Source organism: Pseudomonas sp. Mb7, from assembly GCF_054790525.1.
In genome coordinates, this window is sequence record NZ_CP186501.1 from 6,279,323 (window position 1) to 6,293,790 (window position 14,468).

At 59.9% G+C, this 14,468-nt stretch carries 11 protein-coding genes; 9 read left to right on the plus strand and 2 right to left on the minus strand.

The window, feature by feature from the left end:
• The 9 genes from mutL to ACOYXH_RS28425 all read left to right on the plus strand — a co-directional run bounded on the left by mutL (position 1) and on the right by ACOYXH_RS28425 (position 11,604).
• A complete protein-coding gene (mutL, locus tag ACOYXH_RS28385; RefSeq protein WP_175559558.1) occupies positions 1–1,902 on the plus strand; it encodes a DNA mismatch repair endonuclease MutL in 1,902 nt (633 codons plus the stop codon).
• A complete protein-coding gene (gene miaA, locus ACOYXH_RS28390; RefSeq protein ID WP_095047299.1) occupies positions 1,902–2,873 on the plus strand; it encodes a tRNA (adenosine(37)-N6)-dimethylallyltransferase MiaA in 972 nt (323 codons plus the stop codon). Before mutL ends, miaA begins: the two co-directional genes overlap by 1 nt.
• A 95-nt stretch (positions 2,874–2,968) precedes the next feature.
• Positions 2,969–3,229, plus strand: a complete 261-nt coding sequence (hfq, locus tag ACOYXH_RS28395; protein WP_007902656.1) for an RNA chaperone Hfq — start codon at positions 2,969–2,971, stop codon at positions 3,227–3,229.
• Between the two features lie 12 nt (positions 3,230–3,241).
• Positions 3,242–4,543 carry a ribosome rescue GTPase HflX gene (gene hflX / locus ACOYXH_RS28400; RefSeq protein WP_093430181.1) on the plus strand — a complete coding sequence of 434 codons (1,302 nt, stop codon included), beginning with the start codon at positions 3,242–3,244 and terminating at the stop codon, positions 4,541–4,543.
• A gap of 96 nt (positions 4,544–4,639) precedes the next feature.
• A complete protein-coding gene (gene hflK / locus ACOYXH_RS28405; protein ID WP_016984785.1) occupies positions 4,640–5,815 on the plus strand; it encodes an FtsH protease activity modulator HflK in 1,176 nt (391 codons plus the stop codon).
• Complete coding sequence (hflC, locus tag ACOYXH_RS28410) at positions 5,815–6,684, plus strand: protease modulator HflC (protein WP_007915830.1); 870 nt, start codon at positions 5,815–5,817, stop codon at positions 6,682–6,684. Before hflK ends, hflC begins: the two co-directional genes overlap by 1 nt.
• A gap of 313 nt (positions 6,685–6,997) precedes the next feature.
• Positions 6,998–8,185, plus strand: a complete 1,188-nt coding sequence (locus tag ACOYXH_RS28415; protein WP_038360371.1) for an ATP phosphoribosyltransferase regulatory subunit — start codon at positions 6,998–7,000, stop codon at positions 8,183–8,185.
• Positions 8,186–8,239: 54 nt separating this feature from the next.
• Positions 8,240–9,529 carry an adenylosuccinate synthase gene (locus ACOYXH_RS28420; protein ID WP_007915835.1) on the plus strand — a complete coding sequence of 430 codons (1,290 nt, stop codon included), beginning with the start codon at positions 8,240–8,242 and terminating at the stop codon, positions 9,527–9,529.
• 140 nt (positions 9,530–9,669) lie between these two features.
• Positions 9,670–11,604 (plus strand): methyl-accepting chemotaxis protein, encoded by a 1,935-nt coding sequence (locus ACOYXH_RS28425; protein WP_095047412.1) that lies wholly within the window; start codon positions 9,670–9,672, stop codon positions 11,602–11,604.
• A gap of 109 nt (positions 11,605–11,713) precedes the next feature.
• Here ACOYXH_RS28425 and ACOYXH_RS28430 read toward each other — a convergent pair whose 3' ends face one another.
• Both ACOYXH_RS28430 and ACOYXH_RS28435 read right to left on the minus strand, forming a co-directional pair.
• Positions 11,714–13,279, minus strand: coding sequence for an ABC transporter permease (locus tag ACOYXH_RS28430; RefSeq protein ID WP_220557490.1), 1,566 nt, complete (start codon positions 13,277–13,279; stop codon positions 11,714–11,716).
• Positions 13,279–14,289: an extracellular solute-binding protein gene (locus tag ACOYXH_RS28435; RefSeq protein ID WP_460410135.1), complete on the minus strand. Its 1,011-nt coding sequence runs from the start codon at positions 14,287–14,289 to the stop codon at positions 13,279–13,281. The genes ACOYXH_RS28430 and ACOYXH_RS28435 overlap by 1 nt, the downstream gene beginning before the upstream one ends.
• Between the last annotated feature and the right edge of the window lie 179 nt (positions 14,290–14,468).

A 14,468-nucleotide genomic window follows, 5' to 3' on the forward strand; every position in this document is an offset into this window, starting at 1 on the left:
CTGAACGCTGCTGCCCGTATCGAACTGCTCAGCCCACGGCTGGCGAACCAGATCGCCGCCGGTGAGGTGGTTGAACGTCCGGCCTCGGTGATCAAGGAACTGCTGGAAAACAGCCTCGACTCCGGCGCCAAGCGCATCGATGTTGATGTCGAGCAGGGCGGGGTCAAGTTGCTGCGGGTGCGTGACGATGGCAGCGGCATCTCTGCCGATGACCTGCCGCTGGCGCTGGCCCGTCACGCCACCAGCAAGATTCGCAACCTGGAAGACCTTGAACAGGTGATGAGCCTCGGTTTCCGGGGTGAGGCGCTGGCCTCGATCAGCTCCGTGGCGCGCCTGACGCTGACCTCGCGTACTCGCGATGCCGATCAAGCCTGGCAAGTCGAAACCGAAGGCCGCGACATGGCACCTCGGGTGCAACCGGCAGCGCATCCGGTCGGCACTTCCGTGGAAGTTCGCGACCTGTTCTTCAACACCCCGGCGCGACGCAAATTCCTCAAGACCGAAAAAACCGAGTTCGATCACCTGCAAGAAGTGATCAAGCGTCTGGCGCTGGCGCGTTTCGACGTGGCTTTCCATCTGCGGCATAACGGCAAGACCATTCTCAGCCTGCACGAAGCCCACGATGACGCGGCCCGCGCCCGGCGTGTGGCGGCGATCTGCGGTTCGGGTTTCCTCGAGCAGGCGCTGCCGATCGAGATCGAGCGCAACGGCTTGCACCTTTGGGGCTGGGTTGGTTTGCCGACCTTTAACCGCAGTCAGGCGGATCTGCAATATTTCTTTGTGAATGGCCGGGCGGTGCGCGACAAGCTTGTGGCCCACGCAGTGCGTCAGGCCTATCGCGACGTGCTGTTCAACGGTCGTCACCCGACGTTTGCGCTGTTTTTTGAAGTCGATCCGGCGGCGGTCGACGTCAACGTGCACCCGACCAAACACGAAGTGCGCTTCCGTGACGGGCGCATGGTGCATGACTTCCTTTATGGCACGTTGCACCGCGCTTTGGGCGACGTGCGTCCGGAAGATCAGCTTGCCGGTTCCGTGACCACAGCTGTCGTGCGGCCAACGGGCCTCGATGCCGGTGAGTTCGGCCCGCAGGGCGAAATGCGTCTGGCGGCCAATGCGCTGCTGGAGCAACCGCAGGCGCAGCCGGCGTTCAATACCTCGTCCGGTGCCAGCGCTGGCGGGGCTTACCAGTATCAATACACGCCACGCCCACAATCAGCGGTACCGCCGGCGGCCGAGGCTCAGGCTGCGTATCGCGAGTTTTTCGCGCCGCTGCCTGAGGCTAATGCCAACGCACTGCCGGCCGGGCAGGAAGATATTCCTCCGCTTGGTTATGCCTTGGCGCAGTTGAAAGGTATCTACATTCTTTCCGAAAACGCCCAAGGGCTGGTGCTGGTGGACATGCACGCTGCTCACGAGCGGATCATGTACGAACGCCTGAAAATCGCCATGGCCAGCGAGGGTCTCAGTGGGCAGCCATTGTTGGTGCCGGAATCCTTGGCCGTTAGCCAGCGCGAGGCCGATTGCGCTGAAGAGCACGCGGCATGGTTCCAGCGTCTGGGGTTCGAGCTGCAGCGTCTGGGCCCGGAAACCCTGGCGATTCGGCAGATCCCGGCCTTGCTGAAGCAGGCTGAAGCCAATCGCCTGGTCGGCGATGTCCTGTCGGACTTGATGGAGTACGGCACCAGCGACCGGATTCAGGCGCACCTCAACGAACTCCTCGGCACCATGGCCTGCCACGGCGCGATCCGCGCCAATCGGCGCCTGGCCCTGCCGGAAATGAACGGCCTGCTGCGTGACATGGAAAACACCGAGCGCAGCGGTCAATGCAACCATGGCCGACCGACCTGGACCCAATTGGGCCTGGACGATCTGGACAAACTGTTCCTGCGCGGTCGTTGATGAGCCAGCTTCCTCCAGCGATTTTCCTGATGGGCCCGACCGCTGCGGGCAAGACCGATCTAGCCATCGAGCTGACCAAGGTGCTGCCGTGCGAGTTGATCAGTGTCGATTCAGCGCTGGTCTATCGCGGCATGGACATTGGCACTGCCAAGCCTTCGAAAGAACTGCTGGCCGAATATCCGCACCGCTTGATCGATATTCTCGACCCGGCTGAGGCTTATTCGGCTGCGGATTTCCGTCGCGATGCCTTGCAAGCCATGGCCGAGATCACCGCGCGCGGAAAAATTCCGCTGCTGGTCGGCGGTACGATGCTCTATTACAAGGCTTTGGTCGAAGGTCTGGCGGATATGCCAGCGGCCGATGCCGATGTCCGCGCGCAGATCGAAGAAGAGGCTGCACGCCTCGGTTGGCAAGCCTTGCACGATCAATTGGCGCTCATTGACCCGGTGTCAGCGGCGCGGATTCACCCGAACGATCCGCAGCGCTTGAGTCGCGCGCTGGAAGTTTATCGAGTCAGTGGTCAGAGCATGACCGAGCTGCGTCAGCAACAATCTGCGCAAAGTACTGAAGCAGCCGCTTCGGGACTGCAACAATTGCCCTATACTGTCGCGAACTTGGCCATTGCCCCGGCGAATCGTCAGGTACTGCACGAGCGCATTAAACAAAGATTCACAAATATGTTGGAACAGGGGTTCCTCGACGAGGTCGTAGCCCTGCGTAAAAGAAGTGACCTGCATTCGGGGTTGCCGTCTATACGTGCGGTAGGCTACCGCCAAGTCTGGGACTACCTGGATGGCAAGCTGACGTTGGCCGAAATGCAGGAGCGCGGCATCATCGCCACGCGCCAATTGGCCAAACGCCAGTTCACCTGGCTGCGCAGCTGGGAAGATATACACTGGCTGGACAGTCTTGATTGCGACAATCTGCCACGCGCCTTGAAATACCTTGGGACCATCTCCATATTGAGCTGAGTCCTTGCAATTGCCGTCTATCCTTGGGGGTGTGACGGCCAAAGCCATCTGAATTACCTATTTTTTATTATTGAATCCTTAAAGGAGTGCGGCACATGTCAAAAGGGCATTCGCTACAAGACCCTTACTTGAATACTTTACGTAAAGAGAAAGTTGGGGTTTCCATCTACCTGGTCAACGGTATCAAACTGCAAGGCACGATCGAGTCGTTCGACCAGTTCGTGATCCTGCTGAAAAACACCGTAAGCCAGATGGTTTACAAACACGCTATCTCGACAGTAGTGCCGGTTCGTCCAATTCGTCTGCCTAGCGCAACCGAATCCGAAGCAGGTGACGCTGAGCCAGGTAACGCCTGATAGGAGTCTCCTTTGTTCTTTGAGCGCCACGGTGGTGGTGAGCGAGTGATCCTCGTTCACTTGGATGGGCAGGACCCTGAGGCGCGCGAAGATCCGCAGGAGTTTCAGGAATTGGCTAATTCGGCGGGCGCCGAGACCGTTGCGTTTTTTAACGTACCGCGTCATCGGCCAACCGCCAAATTTCTGATCGGCAGCGGCAAGGTCGAGGAACTGCGCGACCTGGTCAAGGCTGAAGAAGCCGATCTGGTGATTTTCAATCACATCCTCACGCCCAGTCAGGAACGTAACCTCGAACGAGTTTTCGAGTGTCGCGTGATCGACCGTACCGGTCTGATTCTCGATATTTTCGCCCAACGCGCCCGTACCCATGAAGGCAAGCTCCAGGTCGAACTGGCCCAGCTTGACCACATGAGCACGCGCCTGGTTCGCGGCTGGACTCACCTTGAGCGTCAGGGTGGCGGCATCGGCATGCGCGGCCCAGGTGAGACCCAACTGGAAACCGACCGGCGTTTGCTGCGGGTCCGCCTGCGCCAGATCAAGGGCCGGTTGGAGAAGGTGCGCAGCCAGCGCGAGCAGTCGCGACGTGGCCGTTCCCGTGCCGATATTCCGACCGTGTCTCTGGTGGGGTATACCAACGCCGGCAAATCGACACTCTTCAACAATGTGACGAAATCCGACGTGTACGCGGCCGACCAGTTGTTCGCCACGCTGGACCCGACCCTGCGCCGTCTGGATCTGGACGACTTGGGGCCGATTGTTCTGGCGGACACGGTAGGCTTCATTCGTCACCTGCCGCACAAGCTGGTCGAAGCATTTCGGTCTACCCTCGAAGAGTCGGCCAACTCCGACCTGTTGTTGCACGTGATCGATGCGGCCGAGCCGGATCGCATGTTGCAGATCGAGCAGGTGATGGTGGTGCTGGGCGAGATTGGTGCCCAGGACTTGCCGATACTCGAGGTCTATAACAAACTCGATTTGCTTGAAGGCGTTGAGCCACAAATCCAGCGCGACGAAAATGGCAAGCCCCAGCGGGTCTGGCTTTCGGCACGTGATGGCAGTGGTCTGGAATTGCTTGAACAAGCCATTGCCGAATTACTCGGCAGTGATTTGTTCATCGGCACATTGCGCTTGCCGCAACGATTCGCCCGACTGCGTGCGCAGTTTTTCGAACTCGGTGCGGTGCAGAAAGAAGAGCATGACGAAGAAGGCATCAGCCTGCTGGCCGTTCGTTTGCCCCGGGTCGAGCTGAATCGACTGGTAAGCCGCGAAGGATTGCAGCCGATGGAATTCATCGAGCAACACACTTTGCAATAAAAGCCTGAAGAAGCGGTTGTGCCGTAACGGCAGGCATTCTGTAGCATTGGTCGGCGCGCCGTGGGTGCGTCTTTGCTTTATCAGATGGAGAGCGCTATGGCTTGGAATGAGCCGGGTGGCAACTCGAATAATCAGGATCCTTGGGGTGGCAAACGCCGCAATAACGGCGACCGCAAGGGGCCACCGGATCTCGACGAGGCCTTCCGAAAGCTGCAGGAAAGCCTGAACGGGTTGTTCGGTGGTGGTAAGAAACGCGGTGGTGATGACGGCGGTGGTTCGGGCAGGAGCGGTGGCGGCTTCGGCGGTCTGCTCGGCATCGGCCTCGTCGTGCTGGCGGCTGTCTGGCTGTACAGCGCGGTCTACGTGGTGGACGAGCAGGAGCAAGCCGTGGTGCTGCGCTTCGGCAAGTACTACGAGACTGTTGGCCCGGGCCTGAATATCTACTTCCCGCCGATCGATAAAAAGTACATGGAAAACGTCACGCGTGAGCGTGCGTACACCAAGCAAGGCCAGATGCTGACCGAAGACGAGAACATCGTCGAAGTGCCGCTGACCGTGCAGTACAAGATCAGCAACCTGCAGGACTTCGTGCTGAACGTCGATCAGCCGGAAATCAGTCTGCAGCATGCGACTGACAGTGCCCTGCGCCACGTGGTGGGTTCCACCGCCATGGACCAGGTGCTGACCGAAGGTCGTGAATTGATGGCCAGCGAAATCAAGGAGCGTCTGCAACGCTTCCTCGATACCTATCGCACCGGTATCACCGTCACTCAGGTCAACGTACAGAGCGCAGCGGCACCGCGTGAAGTGCAGGAAGCCTTCGATGACGTGATCCGCGCCCGTGAAGACGAGCAGCGTTCGCGCAACCAGGCTGAAACCTACGCCAACGGCGTCGTGCCGGAAGCCCGTGGTCAGGCCCAGCGCATCCTCGAGGATGCCAACGGTTACCGTGACGAAACGGTCTCGCGCGCCAAGGGTGAAGCCGATCGCTTTACCAAGCTGGTCGCCGAGTACCGCAAGGCACCTGAGGTTACCCGCCAGCGTCTGTACCTGGACACCATGCAGGAAGTCTTCAGCAATACCAGCAAGGTACTCGTGACCGGCAACAAGAACGGCCAGAGCAATCTGCTTTACCTGCCGTTGGACAAAATGATTCAGAACAGTTCGGGCAGCAATGCACCGGTCACCGGTTCGGCTGCCGCCAGCAACAACACGGACGTCACGCCGCATGTCACTGACCTGCCGCAGTCGCGCACAAGGGAGACCCGCTGATGAGCAATAAATCGCTGATCGCCCTGATCGTTGGCGTTGTTGTGGTACTGGTGGGCTGGAACTGCTTCTACATCGTCGCTCAGACCGAGCGTGCGGTGCTGCTGCAATTCGGCCGCGTGGTTCAGGCCGATGTTCAGCCAGGCCTGCATGTGAAAGTGCCTTACGTTAACCAGGTGCGTAAATTCGACGCACGTCTGATGACGCTGGATGCACCGACACAGCGTTTCCTGACCCTGGAAAAGAAAGCCGTGATGGTCGATGCCTACGCCAAGTGGCGCGTGAAAGATGCCGAGCGCTTCTACACCGCAACTTCCGGCCTCAAGCAAATCGCCGACGAGCGTCTTTCCCGTCGTCTTGAATCCGGTCTGCGTGACCAGTTCGGTAAGCGCACTCTGCACGAAGTAGTGTCGGGTGAGCGTGACGCGTTGATGGCTGACATCACCGCATCGCTGAACAAAATGGCGGAAAAGGAGCTGGGTATCGAAGTTGTCGATGTCCGGGTCAAGACCATCGACCTGCCGAAAGAAGTGAACCGCAGTGTGTTCGAGCGTATGAGCACCGAGCGCGAGCGTGAAGCTCGCGAGCACCGCGCCAAGGGTAACGAGCTAGCGGAAGGCATCCGTGCCGACGCCGATCGTCAACGCCGCGTGCTGCTGGCTGAAGCCTATCGTGAATCCGAAGAGGTTCGCGGTGATGGTGATGCCCAGGCCGCTGCGATCTACTCCAAGGCCTACGGTCAGGATCAGGAGTTCTACAGTTTCTATCGTAGCCTGCGCGCCTACCGTGAAAGCTTCGCGAACAAATCCGACGTATTGGTCCTTGACCCAAGCAGCGACTTTTTCCACTACCTGGAAAAGGCCAAGCCTTGATACGCCGTTGACCTGAATCATTCCGCCCGGCGGCTAAAACCTCGGGCGGGGTGATCCTTTGGGAAAACGTGTGTATGATGCGGCAGCCGGGAAATTCCCGGCTTTTTTGCGTCTGCACGTTTGATTGCTGTTTTTTGTTGCAGGCATCGGGTTGAATGGCCCGAGAGTATTTCGAGGAAAGTGATGGGCGAAGCCGCTAACAGGCCTTTCGCCGCGTCGTTCATGCGCGTGCGTTTTGAACGGTTCGTTCATTTTCTGCTTCACTCAAGGCTCGCCCGCAGGCTGGCCGCCCGGATCAAAGGGGAATGGCGTAATGGCAACGGTAGACCGCTGGCTGCTGCCAGATGGCATCGAAGAAGTACTGCCACCGGAAGCGGCGCGCATTGAAGTCGCGCGTCGTCAGGTGTTGGATCTGTTCCAGAGCTGGGGTTACGAGTTTGTCGTGACTCCCCATATCGAGTACCTGGAATCCCTGCTGACCGGCGCGGGCCAGGACCTGGATCTGCGTACCTTCAAGGTCATTGACCCGCAATCGGGCCGGCAGATGGGTTTCCGTGCCGACATCACGCCGCAAGTGGCGCGTATCGATGCGCACACCCTGCGTCGCGAAGGTCCGAGCCGTCTGTGCTACGCCGGCAGCGTGCTGCATGCTCAGCCGCGTGCATTGTCGTCCTCGCGCAGCCCGATCCAGTTGGGCGCCGAGCTGTACGGCGACGCCAGCCCGAGCAGCGACGTTGAAGTGATCAGCCTGATGCTGGCCATGCTGCAACTGGCCGATGTGCCGGATGTGCACATGGACCTTGGTCATGTTGGCATCTACCGTGGTCTGGCGCGTGCCGCCGGTCTGTCCGGTGAAGTCGAACAGCAGTTGTTCGATGCGCTGCAACGCAAGGCCATCGACGAGGTCATTACCTTGACCGAAGGCTTGCCGGCCGACTTGTCCGGCATGCTGCGGGCGCTGGTCGACCTGTGTGGCGGGCGTGAAGTGTTGAGCGCTGCCCGCGAACGACTGGCCAATGCGCCGGCGCCGGTTTTGGCAGCACTCGAAGATTTGCTGGCAATCGCCGAGCGCCTATCGGCGCGTTTCCCGGACCTGCCGTTGTACTTCGACCTGGGCGAGCTACGTGGCTACCACTACCACACCGGTGTGGTGTTCGCGGTGTTCGTTCCGGGCGTTGGCCAGTCCATCGCTCAGGGCGGTCGCTACGACGACATCGGCGCGGATTTTGGTCGCGCGCGTCCGGCGACTGGTTTTTCCACCGATTTGAAAACCCTGGTGACCCTGGGGCGTGCTGAGATCGAGCTACCGTCTGGCGGTATCTGGATGCCTGACAGTACGGATGCGGCACTCTGGCAGCAGGTTTGCCAGTTGCGCAGTGAGGGTCAGCGTGTCGTTCAGGCTTTGCCTGGGCAACCTTTGGCCGCCGCCCGTGATGCGGACTGCGACCGGCAATTGATTCAGCAGAACGGGCTTTGGCAAGTATCGCCACTGGCTTCTTGAGTTTTCCTGCCGGCCATCGCCGGCACCAAGTTTGCGCGAATGAGGACAAGTGTTATGGGTAAGAATGTCGTAGTCCTGGGCACCCAATGGGGTGATGAGGGCAAAGGCAAGATCGTTGATCTGCTGACCGAACATGCTGCAGCCGTAGTGCGCTACCAAGGTGGCCACAACGCTGGCCACACACTGGTGATCGACGGCGAGAAAACCGTCCTGCACCTGATCCCGTCGGGCGTGCTGCGCGAAGGCGTGCAGTGCCTGATCGGCAACGGCGTGGTGGTTGCACCTGACGCCCTGCTGCGCGAGATCACCAAGCTGGAAGAGAAAGGCGTACCGGTGCGTGAGCGTCTGCGTATCAGCCCGTCCTGCCCGCTGATCCTGTCCTTCCACGTGGCGCTGGACCAGGCCCGTGAAAAGGCCCGTGGCGAGCTGAAGATCGGTACTACCGGTCGCGGCATCGGCCCGGCTTACGAAGACAAGGTTGCTCGTCGTGGCCTGCGTGTTGGCGACCTGCTGAACATGCCGCGCTTCGAAGACAAGCTGCGTGAACTGGTGGATTACCACAACTTCATGCTGGTCGGTTACTACAAAGAGCCGGCCATCGAGTTCGAGAAAACCCTGGCCGAGTGCAAGGAGTACGCTGAGCTGCTCAAGCCGCTGATGCTCGACGTCACCGCTGAGCTGCACGACCTGCGTCGCGCCGGCAAAGACATCATGTTCGAAGGCGCTCAGGGTTCGTTGCTCGACATCGACCACGGTACCTACCCGTACGTGACCAGTTCCAACACCACTGCCGGTGGCGTAGCGACCGGTTCCGGCGTTGGCCCGATGTTCCTCGACTACATCCTGGGCATCACCAAGGCTTACACCACTCGCGTCGGTTCGGGTCCATTCCCGACTGAGCTGTTCGACGACGTCGGCGCGCATCTGGCTAAACAAGGTCACGAGTTCGGTGCGACCACCGGCCGTGCCCGTCGTTGTGGCTGGTTCGACGCCGTTATCCTGCGTCGCGCTATCGATGTGAACAGCATTTCGGGCATCTGCCTGACCAAGCTGGACGTACTCGACGGTCTGGAAACCATCAACATCTGCGTTGGCTACAAAGACGCCGAAGGCAACGCCGTTGCTCCGACCGACGCTGACAGCTACGTAGGCCTGCAGCCTGTGTACGAAGAAGTGCCGGGCTGGACCGAATCGACCGTGGGTGCAAAAACCCTGGAAGAGCTGCCGGCTAACGCTCGCGCCTACATCAAACGCGTTGAAGAGCTGATCGGCGCGCCGATCGACATTATTTCGACGGGCCCGGACCGCAACGAAACCATCGTTCTGCGTCATCCGTTTGCTTGATAAGTCGTTGATGTAAAAACACAAAGGCCCCTTCTTCGGGGCCTTTGTCGTTTATGCCTGTTGGACGGCATGACCTTTGCTGTGAATCTGTCTACAAGAGTGCCATCAAATTAATGGCGTCAGAAGTAGAGGTATTCACAGTGTCGGCCGTTCTCTCACTGTTACAAAGCCGTTTGTTGCGCCCCGTGTTCGTTACCCTTGGTATCGCCCTTTTGGTGCAGGTGTTGGTGGCCGTTGCCCTGACGCGGAGCACCGTCACGGCGCTGGAAGCTGACTTGGCGGTGCGCCTCGGCGCCGACAGCCAGAAGCTCTCCGGTGAACTGGAGCAGGCCGGGCGTGAAGTCACCTCGAGCCTCGATGCCTTGTCCGCCAGTACTCGTCAGCGGCTTACCGCCGGCCTGTCCTCGCGCCTGAAAGAAGAGCAGGCGCAACTGCGTGCGACGCTGGAAAAGGATCTGAAAGATTCGGCCAATGACATGGCGCAGTTACTGGCCTCCGTAGCCCCGCGTGCCATGTGGGACAGCGACGTACCGACCCTGTCCGAGTTCGCCCGCCGTGCCCAGCGCAATCCCAACGTTCTATTCGTGGTCTACGACGACGCCACCGGCCAGCACCTGACCCGCTATCTCAATCGCGAAAACCCGATCAACAAGGCCTTGCTGGAAAAGGGCCAGGGCGAGCGTGCATTGGATAAAGTGCTGGATGCGGCGAAAAACGATTCATCGGTTTACTACCTTGAAGCCTCGATCAATCCCAATGGTGTGGAAATCGGCAAGGTGTTGATGGGTGTTTCCACGGCCTCGGTGGAAACCGATCTGGCGGCACTGGACAAGCGCTTCTCGGCGTTGATCGCGAGCAGTGATCAACTGGTCGGCGACAGCCTCAAGGGCGCTGCAGCGGACAGTGCCAAAGCCATGCAGGCGCGCCTGCAATCGGCGCAGTCAACCGCCGTCGAGATGAAAGCCAACACCGCCAATACTGTTCAAGAGGCGGCAGCTACCCTGCGCTGGAGGATCGGCATGGGCCTGGCGTTGGTCGGTTTTGGCGTGCTTCTGTTATTGGCCGTCGTGCTCGGCCATCGCGTGGTCAATCGCCTGAAGATGCTCAACGCTGCGATGGATGACCTGGCTGCGGGCGAGGGCGACCTGACCAAGCGTGTACAGATCAACAGCAAAGACGAAATCGGCGACATGGCCTCGGCGGTCAACCGCTTTGTGGATAAGTTGCAGCCAATCGTGCGCGAAGCGGGCGATGTCGCGCAGCGTACTGGCGTCGAGATTGGCGCGATGACCCTGCGCAATGCCGGTGCCGATGCGGCTGCCGGCATGCAGCGTGATGAGGTAGCGGAAAGCCTGCGCGCACTGTCGCAAATGGCTGATGAGGCGCAGTCGGAAAGCCATGCGATGCAAGCGGCTTTGAAGCAGGTTGTGGATATTCGCCAGGCCACCGACGAAAACACCCGGACGTCCGCCAAGGTCGGCAGCCTGATCGAGGCGCTGGCGGGGCAGGTCGATACCGGAGCGAAAGTCATCGAGCGGCTGGCTCAGCAGAGTGAGCAGATTGAGGTGGTGCTGACGGTGATTCACGGGATTGCCGAGCAGACCAATCTGCTGGCGCTCAACGCGGCGATTGAAGCGGCACGTGCTGGCGAGACCGGGCGTGGGTTTGCCGTTGTTGCCGACGAAGTGCGTGCGTTGGCGAGCAAGACACAAAGCTCTACCGGCGATATTCAGGCGCACATCGTCGCGTTGCAGCAGGGCGCGCGTGAGGCGGTCGAGGCGATCGGCCAGGCCGGGCGTCAGGCCAGCGAAGGTTTACTGGTGCTGCGTGACAGTGCGCGCTTGCAGCAGTCGGTACAGGTCTCGGTCGAGCAGGTGCATGCGGCGATTGGCTTGGCAACGCAGGCGGCTGCGCATCAGGCGCAGGGAGCGCAGGCTGTACGTGGCCGCGTCGAGACAATTCATGCGCAAGCCGAGAAAGCGGCGCAGGCGGTGGTGGAGACCACCGCGAGTGGCAAGGTGCTGGATGGTTTGGCAGCGCAGCTCAAGGCGAGTCTGGGGCAGTTCAGAGCTTGAGGTTGTCTGGGCGGGCCTCTTCGCGAGCAGGCTCGCTCCCACATTAGATCGCGTTCCTCTGATGGAGCTCGGTCAACATGTGGGAGCGAGCCTGCTCGCGAAAGCGCTATCAGCGGCTCAGATACATCCGGGTCGTCAGTAAATAAACCGGCAGCCCCGACACCAAAATCAACAACGCCGCATAAGGCGCCGCCGCCGCAAACTCGACATTCGCAGTATGCGCCCAGACCTCGGTCGCCAAAGTGTTCAGTCCGGTCGGACTCAGCAGCAACGTCGCCGTCAATTCCTTCATCGCATCCAGAAACACCAGCGCAAACGCTGCGCCCAATGCCGGGAAGATAATCGGCAGCGTCACCCGACAAAACGCCGTGAACGACGAAGCGCCCAGTGTGCGCGCAGCCTCTTCCAGTTGCGGTGCCGCCTTGTTCAGTGCCGTGCGAATCGGCGCCTGCGCCAATGGCAGAAACAGCAGCGCATAAGCGATCAGCAGCAACCCCGAAGTCTGGTACAGCGCCGGCACGTAGTGCAGGGCGAAATACACCAGCGTCAGCGCAATCACCAGGCCCGGCAGCGCATGCAGCAGATACGGCAAGCGCTCGGCCCAGATTGCCAGTTGGCCTTTGTAACGCACCACCAACAAGCCGACCGGCACGGCCAGCACTAGACACAGCGCAGCTCCGCCAAGAGAAAGTGCCAGAGAAGAAAGCAGGGCTTCAGTGATCGCTGCCACCGGGAATGCTGCGGATGAACCGACCGCCAGCCAATACGCCAACATCCCCAACGGAATCCCGCTGCCGACAATTGCCAGCATCAGGCAATACAGCTGACCGACCGTGGCCCATGATCCTAGCCGAACCTGTTCAGCTTGGCGCGCGGCACCTTGTCCGGTGCGCACATGCCGGCCTTTGCCGCGTACGCGCAGCTCCAGCCACAACAACACCAGACACAGCGCCAGCAGCACGGCGGAAAGCATCGCCGCGTTGGCGTTACTGAACTCCAGTTCGAATTGCTGATAGATCGCCGTGGTGAAGGTTTGCAGGCCGATGATCGACAGTGCGCCGAACTCCACCAGCATGTGCAAGGCAATCAATAGCGAGCCGGCCAATAGCGAAGGCCAGAGCAGCGGCAGGGTCACGCGGAAAAATACGCCCCAGCGATTCTGCCCAAGGGTGCGTGCCGACTCTTCAAGGGAGGGATCGAGATTGCGCAGAGTTGCCGCCACCGGCAGGAAGATAAGCGGATACTTGGACAGGCTCATCACCAGAATCGCCCCGCCAAGCCCTTCGAACTGCGCGCTCAGCGAAACCCAGGTGAAGCTGCTGACAAACGCCGGCACCGCGAACGGCAGGCACAGGATCACGCCCCATAGGCGACGCCCTGGCAAATTGCTGCGTTCCAGCAGCCAGGCCAGCGACAGACCAATCACGCCGCAGGTGAGGGTTACGCCAACCATCAACGCCAACGTGTTGCGCAACAGGCCGAACACATACGGGCGCCACAACAAGTGCAACGCCTCGGCCCAGCCGGCCTGCCAGGCCTTGAGCCCGACATAGGCCAGCGGCAACAGGCTCATCACTACCAGTAACAACACCGGCAGCACCAGCCAGATTGATGGCCGCTTGCGCTTTGGTACGTAACCCCCGCGCGCGGCGGGGGCGGATAACGATGCGGTCATCAGTTCAAGCCAACTTCACGTTCCAGTTCCAACGCTTCTTCGGCATTGCCCAGATCGGCAGGACTGACGTTTGGCGCTTCTAGTTCGCTGAACGGCTTGAGCCCGCGATCCGATTCCATGCCTTTATGCAGCGGATACTCGGCGGTGGTCTGAGTGATCACGCGCTGACCTTCTTCGCTGGCCATATAGGCGAGGAATTGCTGGGCTTCTTTTGGATGTTTGCTGGATTTCAGCACGGCAGCGCTGGACACGGTGATCAAGCCACCGACGTCGCCGCCGGTGAAGTAATGCAGTTTCGAATCCAGTTTGCCTTTCTCGCGCTGCAGGGCGAACCAGTAGTAGTTGTTCACCAGCACGGTGGCAACTTCACCGTTTTCCACGGCTTTGAGCGCAACCATGTTGTTACTGTAGGTCTTGCCGAAAGCGCGCAGGCCGGTCAGCCACTCTTCGGCGGCGTCACGACCGTGCATCTTGATGATGGCCACGGCTTGTTCCTGAAACGCGCCGCTGGTCGGTACGAAGCCGACTTTGCCTTGCCACTTCGGATCGGAGAATTCCATTACCGATTTCGGCAGGTCTTTTTCGTCGACCAGTTTCGGGTTGTAGGCAACCACGCGAACCCGCGCTGTCACGCCGATCCAGGTGCCGTTACCGGCGACATATTTTTCTGGTAGTACGGCCAGAGTGGCGTCATCGGTTTTGGCCAGCAAGCCCAGTTCGCCGAGATTGTTCAACGGTGGCGATTCTTCGGTGTAGATCACGTCGGCAGGGGAGCGGTCGCCTTCTTCGATGATCTGGCTGGCGAGCTGATTGCTGCTGCCTTTGCGCACGTTGACGTGAATGCCGGTCTTGGCTTCGAAGGCTTTGGCGATCGCGTCGCCGACTTCCTTGTGCTGGCCGTTATAGAGAGTCAGGGAAACCGCATCGGCAGCCTGGGTGAGGGGAGTGGCGAGCGCCAGGCCGAGGAGGGTGAAGGTCAGGCCTCGGCGCAGGGTATTTCGAAACGTCATTCGCGGGGTTCCTCACTGTCGCATTGCAAAAACTTGCAACAATGATAAACGATATTGTTTCTCAAGTGCGCCTTGCGGTGGGACTGGCGTTTTGATAGGTGCGATGGTGATGGGGTTTCGGGAAGCCAGAAACGCAAAAACCCGCTTTCGCGGGTTTTTGTGAAATCCAAGGTCGTAAC

Coding starts and splice junctions, on each gene's coding strand:
- miaA (WP_095047299.1), top strand. CDS start 1,902: ATGAGCCAGCTTCCTCCAGCGATTTTCCTGATGGGCCCGACCGCTGCG.
- hfq (WP_007902656.1), top strand. CDS start 2,969: ATGTCAAAAGGGCATTCGCTACAAGACCCTTACTTGAATACTTTACGT.
- hflK (WP_016984785.1), top strand. CDS start 4,640: ATGGCTTGGAATGAGCCGGGTGGCAACTCGAATAATCAGGATCCTTGG.
- hflC (WP_007915830.1), top strand. CDS start 5,815: ATGAGCAATAAATCGCTGATCGCCCTGATCGTTGGCGTTGTTGTGGTA.
- ACOYXH_RS28415 (WP_038360371.1), top strand. CDS start 6,998: ATGGCAACGGTAGACCGCTGGCTGCTGCCAGATGGCATCGAAGAAGTA.
- ACOYXH_RS28420 (WP_007915835.1), top strand. CDS start 8,240: ATGGGTAAGAATGTCGTAGTCCTGGGCACCCAATGGGGTGATGAGGGC.
- ACOYXH_RS28430 (WP_220557490.1), bottom strand. CDS start 13,279: ATGACCGCATCGTTATCCGCCCCCGCCGCGCGCGGGGGTTACGTACCA.
- ACOYXH_RS28435 (WP_460410135.1), bottom strand. CDS start 14,289: ATGACGTTTCGAAATACCCTGCGCCGAGGCCTGACCTTCACCCTCCTC.